Annotated in this window: 18 protein-coding genes; 3 read left to right on the forward strand and 15 right to left on the reverse strand. The window is 30.6% G+C overall.

Features of this window, described 5'->3' with window-relative positions; all coding sequences use genetic code 11:
• Nucleotides 1-26 precede the first annotated feature (26 nt).
• Entirely contained in the window at nucleotides 27-1,028 is a 1,002-nt protein-coding gene (gene pta, locus DR024_RS13665; RefSeq protein ID WP_027097506.1) for a phosphate acetyltransferase, read from the reverse strand.
• Nucleotides 1,029-1,242: 214 nt separating this feature from the next.
• Here pta and DR024_RS13670 point away from each other — a divergent pair, with 214 nt between their 5' ends.
• Together DR024_RS13670 and ylbJ are read left to right on the forward strand one after the other, a co-directional pair.
• The gene (locus DR024_RS13670) at nucleotides 1,243-2,454 is read left to right on the forward strand and encodes a nucleotidyltransferase (protein WP_065254467.1); all 1,212 of its coding nucleotides are present in this window, start codon (nucleotides 1,243-1,245) and stop codon (nucleotides 2,452-2,454) included.
• Between the two features lie 50 nt (nucleotides 2,455-2,504).
• Complete coding sequence (gene ylbJ, locus DR024_RS13675) at nucleotides 2,505-3,680, forward strand: sporulation integral membrane protein YlbJ (RefSeq protein ID WP_027097504.1); 1,176 nt, start codon at nucleotides 2,505-2,507, stop codon at nucleotides 3,678-3,680.
• Here the strand turns inward: ylbJ and DR024_RS13680 are convergent.
• The 6 genes from DR024_RS13680 to DR024_RS13705 all read right to left on the reverse strand — a co-directional run bounded on the left by DR024_RS13680 (nucleotide 3,660) and on the right by DR024_RS13705 (nucleotide 9,425).
• Nucleotides 3,660-4,205, reverse strand: a complete 546-nt coding sequence (locus DR024_RS13680) for a hypothetical protein (RefSeq protein WP_027097503.1) — start codon at nucleotides 4,203-4,205, stop codon at nucleotides 3,660-3,662. The two genes, ylbJ and DR024_RS13680, sit on opposite strands and share 21 nt — an antisense overlap.
• A 13-nt stretch (nucleotides 4,206-4,218) precedes the next feature.
• The gene (gene coaD / locus DR024_RS13685) at nucleotides 4,219-4,698 is read right to left on the reverse strand and encodes a pantetheine-phosphate adenylyltransferase (protein WP_027097502.1); all 480 of its coding nucleotides are present in this window, start codon (nucleotides 4,696-4,698) and stop codon (nucleotides 4,219-4,221) included.
• Between the two features lie 10 nt (nucleotides 4,699-4,708).
• Nucleotides 4,709-5,257 (reverse strand): 16S rRNA (guanine(966)-N(2))-methyltransferase RsmD, encoded by a 549-nt coding sequence (rsmD, locus tag DR024_RS13690; RefSeq protein WP_055184512.1) that lies wholly within the window; start codon nucleotides 5,255-5,257, stop codon nucleotides 4,709-4,711.
• Nucleotides 5,258-5,323: 66 nt separating this feature from the next.
• The gene (recG, locus tag DR024_RS13695) at nucleotides 5,324-7,360 is read right to left on the reverse strand and encodes an ATP-dependent DNA helicase RecG (protein ID WP_027097500.1); all 2,037 of its coding nucleotides are present in this window, start codon (nucleotides 7,358-7,360) and stop codon (nucleotides 5,324-5,326) included.
• A 53-nt stretch (nucleotides 7,361-7,413) separates the two neighbouring features.
• Complete coding sequence (locus DR024_RS13700) at nucleotides 7,414-9,063, reverse strand: DAK2 domain-containing protein (protein ID WP_027097499.1); 1,650 nt, start codon at nucleotides 9,061-9,063, stop codon at nucleotides 7,414-7,416.
• A gap of 11 nt (nucleotides 9,064-9,074) precedes the next feature.
• On the reverse strand, nucleotides 9,075-9,425 hold the full coding sequence (locus tag DR024_RS13705) for an Asp23/Gls24 family envelope stress response protein (RefSeq protein WP_027097498.1): 351 nt from the start codon (nucleotides 9,423-9,425) through the stop codon (nucleotides 9,075-9,077).
• Between the two features lie 197 nt (nucleotides 9,426-9,622).
• On the opposite strand from DR024_RS13705, the gene rpmB reads away from it, so the two are divergent.
• Entirely contained in the window at nucleotides 9,623-9,814 is a 192-nt protein-coding gene (rpmB, locus tag DR024_RS13710; protein ID WP_027097497.1) for a 50S ribosomal protein L28, read from the forward strand.
• Between the two features lie 273 nt (nucleotides 9,815-10,087).
• On the opposite strand, the gene DR024_RS13715 is transcribed toward rpmB, so the two are convergent.
• From DR024_RS13715 to DR024_RS13750, 8 genes are all read right to left on the reverse strand, one after another.
• Nucleotides 10,088-10,723, reverse strand: a complete 636-nt coding sequence (locus DR024_RS13715) for a thiamine diphosphokinase (RefSeq protein ID WP_027097496.1) — start codon at nucleotides 10,721-10,723, stop codon at nucleotides 10,088-10,090.
• The gene (rpe, locus tag DR024_RS13720) at nucleotides 10,723-11,373 is read right to left on the reverse strand and encodes a ribulose-phosphate 3-epimerase (protein WP_027097495.1); all 651 of its coding nucleotides are present in this window, start codon (nucleotides 11,371-11,373) and stop codon (nucleotides 10,723-10,725) included. The genes DR024_RS13715 and rpe overlap by 1 nt, the downstream gene beginning before the upstream one ends.
• Nucleotides 11,367-12,236: a ribosome small subunit-dependent GTPase A gene (gene rsgA, locus DR024_RS13725; RefSeq protein ID WP_027097494.1), complete on the reverse strand. Its 870-nt coding sequence runs from the start codon at nucleotides 12,234-12,236 to the stop codon at nucleotides 11,367-11,369. Before rsgA ends, rpe begins: the two co-directional genes overlap by 7 nt.
• Nucleotides 12,237-12,368: 132 nt before the next feature.
• Nucleotides 12,369-14,339 (reverse strand): Stk1 family PASTA domain-containing Ser/Thr kinase, encoded by a 1,971-nt coding sequence (pknB, locus tag DR024_RS13730; protein ID WP_027097493.1) that lies wholly within the window; start codon nucleotides 14,337-14,339, stop codon nucleotides 12,369-12,371.
• 1 nt (nucleotide 14,340) lies between these two features.
• Nucleotides 14,341-15,060 (reverse strand): Stp1/IreP family PP2C-type Ser/Thr phosphatase, encoded by a 720-nt coding sequence (locus DR024_RS13735; protein WP_027097492.1) that lies wholly within the window; start codon nucleotides 15,058-15,060, stop codon nucleotides 14,341-14,343.
• Between the two features lie 20 nt (nucleotides 15,061-15,080).
• Nucleotides 15,081-16,124 (reverse strand): dual-specificity RNA methyltransferase RlmN, encoded by a 1,044-nt coding sequence (rlmN, locus tag DR024_RS13740; protein WP_055184514.1) that lies wholly within the window; start codon nucleotides 16,122-16,124, stop codon nucleotides 15,081-15,083.
• An 8-nt stretch (nucleotides 16,125-16,132) separates the two neighbouring features.
• Nucleotides 16,133-17,452, reverse strand: a complete 1,320-nt coding sequence (gene rsmB, locus DR024_RS13745; RefSeq protein WP_027097490.1) for a 16S rRNA (cytosine(967)-C(5))-methyltransferase RsmB — start codon at nucleotides 17,450-17,452, stop codon at nucleotides 16,133-16,135.
• Nucleotides 17,453-17,464: 12 nt separating this feature from the next.
• Nucleotides 17,465-18,154, reverse strand: coding sequence for a zinc metallopeptidase (locus tag DR024_RS13750; RefSeq protein WP_027097489.1), 690 nt, complete (start codon nucleotides 18,152-18,154; stop codon nucleotides 17,465-17,467).
• Between the last annotated feature and the right edge of the window lie 5 nt (nucleotides 18,155-18,159).

An 18,159-nucleotide genomic window follows, 5' to 3' on the forward strand; every position in this document is an offset into this window, starting at 1 on the left:
ATTAGAGACACTCCTTTTTAGCTTTATTATTTACTACTTTGAGCTTGAACAGCTGTGATTGCAACAACCTTTACTATGTCTTCTGAGCTACATCCTCTTGATAAGTCATTAATTGGCTTAGCAAAGCCTTGACATATTGGTCCAATTGCTTCTGCTTTAGCAAATCTTTGTACTAATTTATATCCTATATTTCCTGCTTGTAAATCTGGGAATACTAATACATTTGCTTTTCCTGCAACCTTGCTATTAGGAGCCTTTTGACTAGCTACTGACTCAACTATTGCTGCATCTAATTGCATTTCTCCATCTATTAATAAGTCTGGTCTTAATTCTTTTGCTTTTTCTGTAGCAGTTCTAACCTTTGATACTAACTCATGGTCAGCACTTCCCATAGTTGAAAATGAAAGCATTGCAACTCTAGGTTCAACCTTACATAAGTTTTTAGCTGTTTCTGCAGTAGCAATTGCTATAGCAGCTAATTGATCTTCATTAGGATTTGGGTTAACTGCACAGTCAGAGAATAGAAGCATTCCTTCTTCTCCGTATACAGAATCCGGTACCATCATTATAAAGAAGCTAGATACAACTGAAACTCCTGGAGCTGTCTTTATTATTTGTAAACCTGGCCTTAAAAGATCTCCTGTTGTGTGAACAGCACCTGATACCATACCATCTGCATCACCAAGCTTTACCATCATTGTCCCAAAATATAACGGGTCTCTAACTATTTTCTCAGCTTTACTCATAGTCATACCCTTATTTTTTCTTAATTCATAGAATGCTTCTATATACTTGCTTAAGTTTTCTGATGTCTCAGGATCTATAATCTCTACTCCTGTTAAATCAACTTTTAAAGCAGTAGCCTTGTTTAATATTTCTTCTTTATTTCCTACTAAAATAGGATGTGCATATCCTTGCTTATATATTTCTTCCGTAGCTACTATTGTTCTTTCTTCGTTTCCTTCTGGAAGTACAATTCTTTTTTTATCTGCTTTTGCTACTTCCAATATTTTATTCATCAGTTTCATGTTCATTTCTCCTTTCAAAGACACGTTGTCTCTTCATCTTATACTATACTCCTACAACACATACTATTTCAACCTTAAAATCCCCTATTTGCCAAAGTCTTTAGATTAAAAATTATCTTAATTATCAGAAAAATTCTCTCTATTTTATGTTGTGACCTAAATGGATATATTTTATGTTATAATATCTCTATATTTTCAGTATAGGAGGAAAGCTATGAATATAACTGGCTTAATAACTGAATATAATCCATTTCATCTTGGTCATCTTTATCATCTACAAAAAGCAAAGATGGATACAAATTGTGATGGTGTAATATGTATAATGAGTGGTAACTTCATGCAAAGAGGAATCCCAGCTATAATTGATAAGTGGGAAAGAGCTAATATAGCAGTAGCTAATGGCGTTGATTTAGTAATAGAACTGCCTTTAGTATACTCTATATCTTCAGCTGAAGGTTTTGCTTACGGAGCATGTAGTATACTAAACTCTACAGGAGTAGTAAACTCTATTTACTTTGGAAGTGAGTCTGGTAATATTGAAGAACTGAAAAGAATCTCACAGGTATTAATAACAGAACCTGAGGACTTTAAATCAAATCTAAAACTTCAACTTGATAAAGGTGCACCATTTCATACAGCAAGAAAAATTGCTTTAAAGAATTCTCTTCATGATATTTGTTGCGAAGAAATTATTGGTAGCTCTAATAACATTCTTGCTATTGAATATATAAAATCTTTATCAAAATTAAATAGTTCCATTATTCCATATACATTAAAAAGGCAAGGAGCAAATTATAACGATTCAGAACTTAACAATATTTTTTCTTCTGCCACTTCAATTAGAAACGCTTTAAAAAATAGTGGTAGTTTAAAAAAAATTGAAAATGCTGTTTCCAAAGAAACTTTCACCTATTTAAAAAAGTTGAAAGAGGAAAAATATAATTTTGTCTTTAACGATGATATGTTTCAATTTGTAAAATATAAAATTTTAACTTCAGGAGAAACTCTTAATAGGGTTTATGATGTAAAAGAAGGTTTAGATAATAAGATAATAAAAGAAATAACTAACTCTAAAAGCATAGATGAGTTAATTTTAAATATTAAGAGCAAACGATATACATATACAAGAATAAGCAGAATTCTAACATCATTCTTTTTAGGATTAGAAAAATATGATATTAAAAAACTTGTTCATAAAACACCTAATTACATTAGACCTCTTGCTTTTAATGAAACTGGAAGTAAAATACTTAAGGAAATAAAAAAGAAAGGTAATATAGAAATATTAACAAAGTTGCCCCAAAAGCTTAATGATGAATACTTAGAAATTGATTTACTAGGAACTAAAGCTTATTCTATCCTTAATTCTTCTATTTTACCTTATGATGATTATTTAAAAAGTCCAACATTTTTTAGGAAAAAATAATATTGTAAAGCCATAGGAAATATAAATACTATATAGATTGGAGTGATTTCATGTTAAGTATTATTTTCTTATGGCTTTTAATTATTCTATTAATTCAAATTTTATTTAAATTGATAAATATAAAAAAGAACTATATTATATCTTTTTTAATAAGCATACTTATAATTTTATTTTTTGTTAATTTAAAAGTATCTATGGCATCTGCAATTGAAGGATGCAAACTATGGTTTAAAGCAATGGTTCCAACGTTATTTCCTTTTTTAGTAATCTGTAATTTATTAATATCTTATGATGGTATTTCCTTATACTCAAAAATATTAGGACCTTTTTTATGTAAACCACTAGGTTTATCAAAAGTATGCTCTTTCCCATTAACTGCTAGTTTTTTATGCGGATACCCTCTAGGAGCAAAGTATTGTACTGATATTTATGATCTAGGTTATATAAATAAAAAAGAATATTTCAGACTACTTAATATAGCTTCTAACTGCGGTCCTTTATTTATTGTAGGTTCAGTTTGTACTGCAATGCTAGGAAATGCAAGATTTGGGTACTTACTATTAATAGCAAACTATATTTCTTTAATCCTTATAGGACTATTTACAAGAAAGAATAAAGAAATATGCAATAATAATTCATCTAACTTATCAAGTCCAAAAATCAATTTTGGTCAAGCCTTTAAGAACGCAATAGATAATGCAATTTCTACTACCATACAAGTTGGTGGATTTATAGTCATCTTTTCAGTAATTATCGGCATAATAAAAAATAATGCTAATATAAGCATTATTTTTAATAATTTAGAATCATTTTTAAGTTTACCTAAAGACTCTATATATGCACTTTTTCTTGGCAGTATTGAAATCACTAACGGTTGTAATATAATAGCCAATTCAACATTAACAATACCATTAAAACTAAGTATAATAAGCTTCTTATGTTCTTTTTCCGGGCTATCAATAATAGCTCAAGTAAATTCTTTTATTAGCAAGCATAATGTACCTATGTTTAGATATACTTTACTCAAGCTAATCCAAGGAATCTTAAGCTTTATAATAACCTTTATAGTTGCAAAGTTATTTGTAGGTAGTATAGCAACCTCTACTATAGTAACTCCTGCAACTCCTTATATAACAACATTTATGTATTTTATACCTTTCATAATAATTTTAGGTATATATGCAATAGGGAAAACCTTTAAAAAATTACTTTTTCATATCTCGTAGTTCTTTAATATTATCTTTAATGGTAGAGCTTATACCAGTGAAATTCTTATCTACATCACTAGCAACTTCTTCAAAGCTTGCTTGTAAGGCTTTTATAAGCTCTGCCTTCTTTACTTCTAATTCTCTATCAAGATCCGTTAATATTTCATCAGAATAGTCTCTTGACCCTAATCTTATGGCTTTTGCATCTCTTTGAGCAGCTGACACTATTTCTTGCGCTCTAATTTTAGCTTCTTTTACAACATCATGATTTTCAACATTTTGTCTCATCATTTCCATTGTTTCTTTTTTTACTGAATCATACTCTTTTTTAGCTTCTGATAAAATTCTTTCTCTTTCATTCATAACCCATTGTGCCTTTTTAAATTGATCTGGTAGATAGTTTATTATCTGATCTATTACATCAAGCACTTCTTTCCTATCAACCATTGTTTTCCCACTTATAGGCACCTTCGGAGAATTCTCAATTAAATCCTGAAGATATTCTAATAATTCTACGATATTAACATCCACGTTCTTATCCACAATACCACCCAACCTATTCCTTTATTTTTTTTATAATATCTGGAATTATATCACTAGGAACTAATCCTTCTACACATCCACCAAATTTAGCGACTTGTTTAACAGCAGATGAACTTAAATACGAATATTGAGCAGAAGTCATCATAAATAAAGTTTCCACTTCTGGATCTAACTTATTGTTCATCAATGCCATTTGAAACTCATATTCAAAATCTGAAAAAGCCCTTAACCCCTTTAAAATTACATTTGCATCATACTTTTTCATAAAATCTATCAATAAGCCATGAAAACTTACCACTTCAACATTAGGTAAATCTTTTGTCACTCTTTTTATTAACTCAACTCTCTCATCTATATTAAATAATCCCTTTTTATCTACATTAACCAGTACCCCAACAATAAGCTTATCAAAGGTCTTTGATCCTCTTGTTATAATATCTAAATGTCCATTTGTTATTGGGTCAAAGCTTCCTGGATAAACAGCTATCTTCATTTTCTTCCCCCTAATATTTATAGAAACATACTGTAGTGTTTCCATATTTCTTACTTCTACTAAACTTTATATCTTTATAACCTTCATATATCTCTTCTACAGAATCTATCTTTGTAACTATTATTCCGTCCTCTACTAACATATCATTTTCTTCTATTAGTTTGATAGCTTCTGGAATCATTTCCCTACAATATGGAGGATCTATAAATATTAAATCAAATTTCTTACCTTTCTTCGCTAATAATCTTAACGCATCATAAGAATCCATATTCATAGGATTACAAAATTCCTCAAATTTTAGATTTTTAACATTTTCCTTTAACAAAGGAAAAGTTGTGGAACTCTTATCTACCAGGTATACTTCCTTAGCCCCTCTGCTTGCAGCTTCTAAACCTAAGCTACCAGTCCCTGCAAAAACATCTACAACTACAGCATTAGGAATATATCCTTGAATCATGCTAAACATTGCCTCTTTAACTCTATCTAAAGTTGGTCTTGTTTCTAAGGTTGCTGGAGGAATTAACTTACGTCCTTTTGCTTTTCCTGCTATAATTCTCACTTCTTTTCTCCTCCTCGAAGTTTTATCACTAACATTTTATCATATTAGATAAATATATACAATTTATTAGTTAAAACATATATATTTGCTACTTTTTTCTAATCCTTGCTTAACTTCATATACTAGACGTTTATCATTCAAATCTTCAGACTCTAGCATTTTATTAGCTTCTCCCCTTGCACATTTTAAAATATTAATATCTTCATATATATCTGCTAACACTAGTCCTTCATCTCCACTTTGTCTCATGCCAAATACTTCACCAGTTCCTCTAAGCTTCATATCTTGCTCTGAAATGAAGAATCCATCTGTAGACTCTGTCATTATACTCATTCTTTTCTTAGTTATATTGCTCTTTGCATTAGCTATTAAAACACAATAAGATTCATATTGCCCTCTCCCTACTCTTCCTCTTAGTTGATGAAGCTGAGCTAATCCAAATCTTTCTGCATTTTCAATAATCATAACTGACGCATTAGGCACATTTACCCCTACTTCTATAACTGTAGTTGAAATTAAAACCTTAGTTTTATTTTCTTTAAATCTTGTTATTATCTCATCTTTTTCAGAAGGTTTCATTTTACCATGTAGAATTTCAACTTCAATATCATTAAATATTCCTTCTTTAAGTTTCTTATATATACTTTCTACAGAGTTTAACTTTTCCTTTTCATCCTCTTCTATTAATGGACAAACAATATAAACTTGTCTTCCCTTTTTAATTTCTCCAAGAGCTAATTCATATGCACTATTTCTTGATGATTCATTAAAGAATCTTGTATCAATTTTCTTTCTTCCTGGTGGAAGTTCGTCTATTGCAGAAACATCTAAATCTGAATATAGATATAGTGCTAATGTTCTCGGAATAGGTGTAGCAGTCATTACTAATACATCTGCCCTTGCTCCCTTATTTATAAGCTTGCTTCTTTGTTCTACTCCAAATCTGTGTTGTTCATCAGTTATAACAAGCCCAAGTTTATTAAAGTTAACATCCTCCTGAATTAGAGCATGTGTTCCTATCACAACTAAAGGTGCACCATCTGCAATTCTTTCCTTTATTCTTTTCTTTTCCTTAGCAGTTGTACTACCTGTAAGTAGTTCAATTTCCACTCCAAATTGTGATAATAACTTTTTAGCTTCTTCATAATGCTGATTTGCTAAAATTTCAGTAGGAACCATAAAAGCTGATTTATATCCATTTGTGTATGCATTATATATTGCTATTAATGCTACTACAGTCTTACCACTTCCTACGTCTCCCTGAACTAATCTATTCATAGGATAATTACTTTTTTGATCTCTTAATATTTCTCTTACAACCCTTGCTTGTGCGCCAGTCAATTGGTACGGAAGAGCTTCCCTAAGCTCTCCCATTCTTTCATTGTCCCAAGGAATACTAATACCTTTATTATTTTGTTTGATTTTTCTTTTTAATAAAAGTAACTTCATTGAATAAGTAAATAGCTCTTGAAACTTTAATCTTGTTATTGCCTTATCTAACATTTCTTTATCTTTAGGAAAATGAATTTCTCTTATAGCTTTATCTAATGAAATCATGCCATACCTTTCACACATTTCTTTTGGTAAGTTTTCTGTTATCTTTATTGAGTCAAGAACCAAACTAATAAGCTTTGTTATAAGTTTATCTGTTAAATCTCCCTTTAAGGGATATTTAGGTATTATTTCACTTTTCAGAGCATCTTCGCACCCTACTAATGGATTAACTATCTCTAAAGTCTTACCAACCCTTTTAAACTTACCTATCAAATTATATGTAACACCAATTCTATAATTATTTTTTATATAGGGTTGATTAAACCACTTACCATCTACCCTATGCCCATTATAATCAAATTCTATTGTTGTTATAGTTTTTCCTGTTCTAGTTCTAACATCTCTTTTAAAGGCAACTACTTTGCAACTTAGTATTTGCTTTTCTTCCCCATCAATCTCTTCAAAAGGTATGTTTCCATTAACAAATTCATAATCTCTTGGAAAATATAACAATAAATCAAGAATATTAAATATAGATACTTTATTAAGTTTTTCTAATACCTTAGGTCCTACTCCTTTTAAGGTAGATACTGAACTATATATATCCATTCTTTTTACTCCTTATATAACAAAAAGCACCCAAGGTGCTTTTTGAAAGAAATTTATTCTACTGATATAAAGAAATAATAAAGTGGTTGATCTCCCTTATAACATTGAACATCACACTCATCATACTTCTCTTCTAGTTTAGAAATAAAATCATTTACTTCATCTTCATTTACATCTTCACCATAGAAAACAGTTATAAGTTCGCTATCTTCATCAACCATGTTTTCAATAACTTTTTCAGCTACTTCATAGGTATCTGCTCCAACTTCCTTAATCTTACCTTCGATTAATCCAAGTTTGTTACCTGCTTCTACCTTTTGGTTGCTTCCTTCTAATTCAGTATCTCTTACAGCGTAAGTTACTGAACCAGTTTTAACAGACTTCATTAATTCCTTTAATTCTTCTTCATTTTCATCAACTTCTGCTTCTTGGTTAAACATAGTTACACAAGTAATACCTTGTGGTATTGAAGTTGTTGGAATCACTCTAACATCCTTCTCTGATATTTCTGAAGCTTGGTTTGCTGCCATAACAATATTCTTATTGTTTGGTAGTATAAAAATATGTTCAGCATTTAGTTTGTTTACACATTCTAGTATATCTTGAGTTGATGGATTCATAGTCTGACCACCTTCAATTACATAGTCAACTCCTAAATCCTTAAAGATATTTGATATACCTTCTCCCATAGCTACAGTAACAAATGCATATTTTTTAGCTTCTGCAGCTACTTCTTCATGTGCTTCTACTTCAGCATTAGCATATTCTTCTTCGCTCATAAGAAGTTCTCTGTGTTCTTCTCTCATATTATCTATTTTAATCTTAGATAATTCTCCTAACTTTACTGCTTTTGCTAATACATCTCCAGGATCATTTGTATGGATATGAACCTTAATTACATCATCATAACCAACAACTATCATTGAATCCCCTAATGGTTCAATTTCATCTTGGAAAGCTTTTGCATTGCTTGCATCACCTAAAATTATAAATTCAGTACAATATCCAAATTTAATGTCAGCTTCTGCAGTAGATTTTGCACCAACTGCTCCACCTTCACTTACCTTTATATCCTTAACTTCTGCTTGAATTCCTTCTTTTAATGCAGCTGTCATACCTGAAAGAATTATGTATAATCCCATTCCTCCTGAATCAACTACCTTAGCTTTCTTTAAAGCTGGTAATAAATCTGGTGTCTTATCAAGCATTATTTTTGCTGCTTTTGTAGCTTCATCCATTAAATCTGCAACATCTGTCGCTTCAATTTCAATAGCTGCTTCTGCTGTTGCTCTTATTACTGATAGGATAGTACCTTCTGTTGGTCTCATTACAGCCTTATATGCTGAATTTGAGCCTTCTTTTAAAGCCACAGCAATTTGAGCAGCATCAGCCTCTTCTAAACCTTCTAATCCCTTTGATATACCTCTTAATATTTGAGAAAGGATAACTCCAGAGTTACCTCTTGCTCCCATTAAAGCACCTTTAGCTAGCTTTTTAGAAACTTCTCCAATTGAATTTGAGTTTATATTTTCAATTTCTTTAACTGCTGCCTTGAATGTCATAGACATATTAGTTCCTGTATCTCCATCTGGAACAGGGAAAACATTTAAAGAATTTACAAAATCGCTCTCCTCAGCCAATCTATTACTAGCATTCACGACCATGTTATAAAAATCACGGCCATTTATTGATTTATATTCCATCAGATTACCTCCTAGACTCTTACCGCTTGAACATTAACTGTTATAGAAGAAACCTTTAATCCTGTAAAGTTTTCTACATTGTAACGTACCTTTTGTACTATATTGTTTGCAATAACGGAAATTTTAGTTCCGTATTCCACCATAACAAATAATTCTATATTTAACTTCTCATCTTCTGTAAGAGTTAACTTTACTCCCTTGCTTAAATTTTCAACTCTCATTAGTTCCCAAAAACCTTCAGTAGCGTTCTTAGATACCATTCCAACAACACCATAGCATTCCATAGTTGATAAACCAACTATTTTTGCTAAAACCTCATCAGAGTAATGTATATATCCATTTTCTTTAGAAAATCCAACCATTACAATTCCTCCTCATACTATCCTTAACTTCTATTTTATCTTAGAAATATATTTTATTCAAGAATTATCTACCATAATAGATATCTCGTCTCAATTTATTTTATATTTTACTTGCAAATATTATACTAGGTGTGGTAAAATCGTATTTGTCCTATTGAAGAGAACTTTATCTTCACTATATAAGGAGGTGTTTTCAAGTGGCAAGAAGATGCGAAGTATGTAATAAAGGTGTTGTTTCTGGAGTACAGTACAGCCATTCACATCGTCAATCAAAGAGAACTTGGGCTCCTAACATAAAGAGAGTAAAGGCTTTAGTTAACGGAACACCAAAGACAGTTCACGTATGTACAAGATGCCTTAGATCTGGTAAGGTTCAAAGAGCAATATAAGTTCAAATAGAAAAATGCAATGCTTAAGCAATGCATTTTTTTATGCTTTAAAAAGCCGGAAGTTTATAGCTTCCGGCTTTTTCTATTTTTCTATTCATTTTAAAGTTATGTATTATTTTTTTCTTCTAAAGAACCTTATAAAACTCGAAATGAATCTTGGTAATTTTATAGCTACTATCTTCATAAAATCCTCCCATTTAAATTATTAAAAAACCACCAAATTTTCTCTTTATTCTATTGTATGAACAAAAAGTCAATTTGGTGATTACTTTTTTAATCTTTAGGAAAATTTACTAAAATTAATCCACTTTCAAATGTAATTCGTATATCTTTATCCAAAAACTCATTACATATAGCTCTAGGCTCTAATAATTTCATATCATAGTCTTTTAATTTATACTTTCCACCTATTATATTAAGTTTTTTAACCTCATCGCTTAAAGAATGAAAACTAATTGTTTCTCCATAACTCCCTTTAAAAGTGGCTTCTTTATTTACAACAAACATTCTATTATTATCATCAATAATTTCTAAATGAACCTTATCAATTATTGAATTTCTAAAAAGTCCTAAGTTGCCAAGCATATGGTCAACTCTTGTGCCTGTTGCTCCAAACAAAAAAATTTTATCTGCCCCATTTTCAATGGCTGTAATATATCCCAAATGAGTATCAGAATAATCTTTTTCTGAATTATAAGTTAATATATGAGTATTTTTACTATTTAATATCTCATATACCTCCTTATTTATTGAATCAAAGTCACCTAAGGCTAAGTCTATATGAATATCATATTCAACTAATGCATTGCATCCCTTATCTACTCCAATTATAAAATCACCTTCTTGGATATAGCTCTTTAGTAACTTTTCTGATGGAGGTGTTCCACCACTTACAATAATTGCTCTCATTAAACACTTTCCTTTAATAATTTAATGTTTTCCTCAATCTTATTGTCCTTAAATACTGCTGACCCTGCAACAACAACAGTAGCTCCGGCTTCAACAATTTCTTTTATGTTATTAACTCCTACACCACCATCTACTTGTATCATTAAAGCATTGTTATATTTTTTCTTCAACTCATTTACCTCTCTTATCTTTTCAAGAGAATAATCAATAAACTTTTGTCCTCCAAAACCTGGATTTACAGACATAATTAGAACCATATCTAATTGAGGTATTAAATCCTTTATAAGGCATACAGATGTACCTGGATTTAATGCTAGTCCTACTTTTACTCCTTTAGATTTCACATATTGTATTGCTCTATCTATATGTACCTCTGATTCATAGTGAATTGTAATTAAATCTGAACCTGCCTCTACAAAGTCATCTATAAATCTAGTTGGGTTTTCAACCATTAAATGAACGTCAAAAACCTTATCACTCTTATCTCTTAGAGCTTTAACAACAGGAGCACCTATTGTTATATTAGGAACAAATGCTCCATCCATTACATCTATATGTATCCAATCGGCACCTGCTTCAGATACCCTCTTAACATCCTCTCCTAGTTTTGCAAAATCTGCTGATAATATTGACGGTGATATTTTTACCATCTATATTTCCTCCCCTCAAGTATTTCTTCTAATGTTCTTATATAAAATTCATATCTATATTTATTAATTTTACCTTCTTCAACAGCTTCCTTTATTGCACATCCTGGTTCTTTATGATGTAAACAGCCTCTAAACTTACATTCATTATTAAGCTCTTCAAACTCAGGAAAACAATATTTCAAATCATCCTTATCGATAAAAGTTACATCTAATGTAGAGAATCCAGGTGTATCTACAATATATCCACCTGATACTTCTATAATTTCACTATGTCTTGTAGTATGTCTACCTCTACCTATTTTTTCACTAACAACACCTGTTTCCATATGTTCTCTATCACTTAAGGTATTTATTAATGTAGATTTTCCTGCACCTGATGGACCACATAAAACAGTTATATTGTTCTTCATTCTTTCTTTAAGTAACTCTATACCCTCACCTTTTTTGGCATTTATATAAAGCACTTCATATCCAATATCATTAATTTTCTTTTTTACTTCTTCTCTTTCTTCATCTGTTACTAAATCTATTTTATTTAAACATACTATTGCCTCAATATTATTACTTTCGCATAGTACTAAAAATCTATTTAATAAGTCAAAATTTAAATCTGGATTTTTTATAGCAAATACAACAAAAGCCAATGTTACATTTGCAACTGTAGGTCTAATAAGTTCTGATTTTCTTTCATGAATATCTTCTATTACACCTTTGCCATTCTCAATTTTGATTGTAACATCATCTCCAACCATAGGTTTCATATCCTTATGACGGAATTTTCCTCTTGCTTTACATTCTATTATTCCTTCAGATGTTTTTATATAATAAAAGCCACCTATACCTTTAATTATTTTTCCTTCCATACTTCCTCCATGATTGTATTTCTATTATATATAATAACCAGATTTAATCTATAATTGCAATTAATTTTAGAAATTATTGAAAATAAGAAAGGAATCTACACATTAAATGCAAATTCCTTCTTTATATCTAACTTATTCTTCAGGATCAGTTGGTGGTAATGGTTCTTCAGCTTTTCCAGAAGTTATAATAACCTTTGTAGACTTTGTAATCTTATCTGTAGGATTCCATCCTATTACAACTCCATTCTTGTCTCCATTAATAACTACATTAGTGAAGCCAGCATCTTCTAATGCCTTTTTAGCATCTAAAGCCTTCATTCCTGCTTTAATAAAGCTATCAACAAATACTTTCTCTTCTTGTAATTTACCAACCTTAAGTTGAATCTTAGTTCCCTCTGCTACTGAAGTCCCATATGCATGAGATGTCCATGCTATTTTTCCAACTAACTTCTCATCAGTAACTTCAACTTCTCCAACTACACTTCCATCTAAATTTAATTTAGCTAATTCTCTAATTGCTTCATCTCTGCCTTTTCCAATTAAATCTGGCATTGGTTGATAATTAGTCTTCTTTCCTTCACTCACAACTATAGTTATGGCTGTATCTTCAGTTATTTCTTCATCCTTAACTGGATTTGTACTTATTACTTTTCCTTTTTCTATATCATCAGAAAAATTATATTCAATCTTATAATTTTTTAAATTCAACTTATCTAAAGTAGCTTTTGCATCTGTTTCAGTTTCTTCAACTAAGTTTGGCATTTTTATCTTAGTAACACCTGCACTAGTTATAACTCTTACCTCAGATCCTTTTTTAACTTCTTTTCCTGCTTCAGGATCAAATTTAATTACAGTGCCTTCTTCTTCATCACTCTTTTCAGTTCCTGCATCTACATACTCTAATCCCGCATCTTCAATTGCTTTCTTAGCTTCTTCAAGAGTCATTCCTTTTAAATCTGGAACCTTAACAGTTTTAGCAGCTGAGAATCCCCCTGATATAGCAAATGCTCCTACACCTAATAAAAGTAATCCTACAACTACAGCTACACCTATTATTAAATTTTTATAAGATTTTTTCTTTTTCTTCTTACCATCGTACTCTTCATCGTCATCATCTTCATCATAGTAGTCATCATCATAATACTCATCATCTTCATCATCTTCATAATACTCGTCTTCTAAAGCTTTATTAACAGACTTAGTATTATCTGGTGCATTAACACTACCCATGATTATTGTGTGTTCATTTTCTTCATTTTCAACAACATTATCAATCACAGCATTAGGATCTTCCTTAATCTTTTGAAGATCATTAATAATATCTCTAGCATTTTGATATCTCATACCAGGATCTTTCTCCATAGCCTTTATAATTAATTTATTAAGACTTTCTGGTATTTTTGAATTAATTTGTTTTGGTGGCACTACCTCTTCTTGTATATGTTTTAAAGCTATTGTTACTGGAGAATCAGCTTCAAAAGGAACCTTTCCAGTAACCATTTCATACAACACAACTCCTAGAGAGTATAAATCCGTTCTATTATCAACTAAAGTTCCTTTAGCTTGTTCTGGAGAAAAATAATGTGCAGATCCCATTATAGTTGTTGTATTTGTAAGAGTAGCAGAACTTGTTGATTTAGCTATACCAAAATCAGTAACCTTTATTAAACCTTCTTCTGTAACCAAAATATTTTGTGGTTTAACATCCCTATGAATAATATTATTTTTATGAGCACATTCTAATGCTTTTGCAATTTGAATAGCTATAGTAATTGCAGTTTCATAATTTAATTTGCCAAACTGTTTTATCAACTCTTTTAAGGTTTTGCCCTTAACATACTCCATAACTATATAGTTAATATCATCTTGACTTCCAACATCTAAAATATTTACTATATTATTATCTGAAAGTGCTGCTATAGCAGTTGCTTCTCTTTTAAATTTATTTACTATATCTTCGTTATCTGACATCTCTTTCTTCAGTACTTTTACAGCTACATATCTATTAAGCTTGTTACATCTAGCTTTATAAACAATAGACATGCCACCTTCGCCTATTTTTTCTTCTATCTCGTACCTATTACCTAAAATTTCTCCTATCATCTTACATCTCTCCTCCAAACAACAAAACTGTTATGTTATCTCTTCCACCTTTATACTTTGCTATATTAACAAGTCTTTCACAGGCCAATGATAAATCTTTTTCTTCATTAATTACTTTGATGATATCTTCTTTGGTAAGTTCATTAGTTAATCCATCTGAACACAATACATATTTATCATATTTGTTTTCAATTATATCAAATATATCAACATTTACCTTATCACTCGTACCAATTGCCCTCGTTATAATATTTTTTTTAGGATGATTAGCAGCCTCATTTTCAGAAATCGATCCAGAATCAACTAGCTCTTGCACCAAAGAATGATCCTTTGTTATTTTTATAATTTCATTATTAGTAATGCCAAAACAAGAGCTATCTCCTACATTAGCTATCTTTATCCAATCCTTAGTAATTAAACAAGCAGTTATTGTTGTCCCCATTCCATTTAAACAATCATTTTTTAATGAATGAAAATAGATATCTTTATTAACCTTTTCTATTGCATTTTTTAACACAACATCTTTAGTATTTTCACTGAAATTCTCTCCAACATAGTTTACGATTCCTTCTGCTGCCATTTTACTAGCAACTTCGCCAGCATTATGTCCACCCATCCCATCTGCAACCACATAAATTTTAAAATCATTACATTCTAAGTACTTTGCATAATCTTCATTTAAGTTTCGGACCATACCTATATCGCTCACTATACCTACCATACAATCTCCCCCCTTTTTAGTTATACTAGCTTAATATCATTTTCTTTTATGTAACTTCTTCTTAGCTGTCCACAGGCCGCATTAATATCGCTTCCCATTTCTCTTCTAACAGTTACTTCTACGCCAGTATTTTTTAATATATTTTCAAAGTTTTGAATTGTCTTTTCTGAAGACCTTTTAAAACTATTTTCTTTAACTTCATTTACAGGGATTAAGTTTACATGACATAACATTCCTTTTAGTAATTTTCCTAAAGCCTTTGCATCTTCACTTCCATCATTAACATCTTTTACCAAGGAGTATTCAAATGTTATTCTTCTCTTAGTTTTTTCTATGTAGTAATTACATGCATCTAATATTTCTTTTATTGAATATTTATTAGCTATTGGCATAATCTCTTTTCTTTTTTCATCGTTGAAAGCATGAAGCGAAATTGCTAGTGTTATGCTTAGCCCTTTATCCGCTAATTCATACATTTTAGGCACAATTCCACATGTAGAAAGAGTTATATGCCTTTGACCTATGTTTAATCCATAATCTGCATTTACTATTTCTAAGAATTTCATTACATTGTCAAAATTATCTAGTGGCTCTCCACTTCCCATTAAAACAATATTAGAAATTCTTTCTCCAGTAATCTTCTGAGCGACTAATATTTGCGAAATTATCTCACCAGCAGTAAGATTTCTTATTCTCCCCCCTAGGGTAGAGGCACAGAATTTACATCCCATTCTGCACCCTACCTGTGTAGAAACACATATTGAATTTCCATGTTTATACTTCATTATTACTGTTTCTATTAAATTACCATCATTAAAAGCTAATAATAACTTTTTAGTACCATCTACTTTTGAAATATATTCTTCCTCAACCTTTGGAATTCCAAAATAAAAGTTATTGCTTAATTTGTCTTTCAAGCTCTTTGGAATATTTTTCATTTCTTCAAAATTCCATATTTCTTTGTATATCCAAGAAATCACTTGCTTAGCTCTAAAGGCACTTTCTCCATTTTCTTTCATCCAAGTTAATAACTCTTCTTGTGTATAATCTAATATATTTTCCATAGTTTCTCCTAGTTTTTCTTAATCTTAGCCACAAAGAACCCATCCATATATTCATTTGGCAATATTGTTAAAGTTCCCATTTGGTTGTAACAAAGATTTGCGCCCTTACCTATAAACACCTTTTCTATAGTTGCATCTTTGTGCTTGCTTAAGAACCACTTAATATTTTCTTCATTTTCTTCTTTATTTAATGTACAAGTTGAATATACCATAACTCCACCTGTCTTTAAATATTCCCAAGCATTTTCAAGAATTTCTCTTTGAACTTCTACTATTTCCTTTAAGTCTTTTCTCTTTTTAGTCCACTTTATTTCAGGCTTCTTTCTTATTATTCCTATACCTGAACAAGGCACATCTAGTAATACTCTATCAGCATAAGATACTAATTTAGCATCAAGCTTAGTAGCATCCATTTGAGCTAATTTTATGTTTGTTATTCCAAGTCTTTCATAGTTTTCTTTAACTAATTCCAACTTATTTTCATGCAAATCAAAGCCTAACACTTCACCTGTATTATTTAATAATTCACCTATATGAGTAGTCTTACCTCCTGGTGCACAACATAAATCTAGTACCTTCATACCTTCTTCTAAATCAAGTAAAGGTGAGATGAGCATTGCACTTTCATCTTGTACTGTTATTTTTCCATCTACAAAAGCCTGATTATTTTCAATTCCCTTTCCACCTTTTATAGATATAGCCTCAGGACAAATGCAACCTTCTTCTATATTATATCCAGCTTCCTCAAGTTCTTCATATACATCTTCATAATCCCCTTTAATGCTATTTACTCTAACAGTCATCTTTGGAGTATTATTTAATCCTTCTAGTATTTCAAGTGCTTCATGTTCACCATATTGTTTTATAAACATTCTAACCATCCATGGTTCAAATGATAAATCAAAGGCTATTTCATCTATTTTATTTCTAAATACAATATCAAATTTACCTTCTTTTTTAACAAAGTTTCTTAAAATACCATTTACTAACTTTGAATCTTTATCTGATATTTCTTTTGCTTCTTCTACTGCTTCATTACATGCAGCATATGAAGGTACCTTATCAAGATAGTTCATTTGATATACTGCTACTCTTAAAATATTTAATATTTTTTTATCCATTATAGATATATCTTTTACAAAAGAAGCTATTATAGTATCTATAGTCTTTAATCTTCTTAAAGTTCCATATACAATTTCTGTAACTAACGCTTTATCCTTATCTGATAAATCAGAATTATTTAACTCATTAGATAAAATTATATTTGAATATGCTCCTTCATTTATTATTCTTTCTAGTATATTTATTGCTACTTTTCTACAGTTCATATCGCTACCTCTTTAATCATCTCTTCTACTTATTAAAATTAAACGCACTAATTGTAACACTGCCATTAATGCTGCTGCCACATAAGTCAATGCTGCTGCTCTTAATACCTTTTTTGCACCATCAACTTCATCGCCATATAATATTCCTCTACTGTTTAAAATTCCAAGGGCTCTACTAGACGCATTAAATTCTACTGGCAAAGTAATTAGTTGAAAAATCACTGTTGCTGAGAATAAGAATATTCCTATTGTCACTAATGGCTTAAACGAGAACAATATACCTGCAAAGAATAATACCCATGAAAAAGAACTACTAAAATTAACTGCTGGTACTATTGCATTTCTTATTATAAGTGGACTATATTCTTGCTGGTATTGTATTGCATGACCTACTTCGTGTGCTGCAATTCCTGCTGCTGCAATAGTTGAACCATTATATACCTCTGGTGATAATCTTATAACACCACTTCTAGGATCATAATGATCTCCCAAACTTCTCTCACATCTTTCAATTGAAATTCCTTGAAGTCCTGCTTCATTTAGCATCATTCTTGCTACTTGCTCACCGGTATACCCATTTAAGCTTCTAACTCTTTTATACTTATTAAATGCTGAATTCACCATCATTTGAGCTATAAAACTCAAAATAACTGCCGGTATTAATATTAAGAATGTAGGGTCAATGTAATATCCATAAGGCATCTTTA

It is taken from the genome of Clostridium paraputrificum (genome assembly GCF_900447045.1).
Taxonomy (GTDB): Bacteria; Bacillota; Clostridia; order Clostridiales; family Clostridiaceae; genus Clostridium; species Clostridium paraputrificum.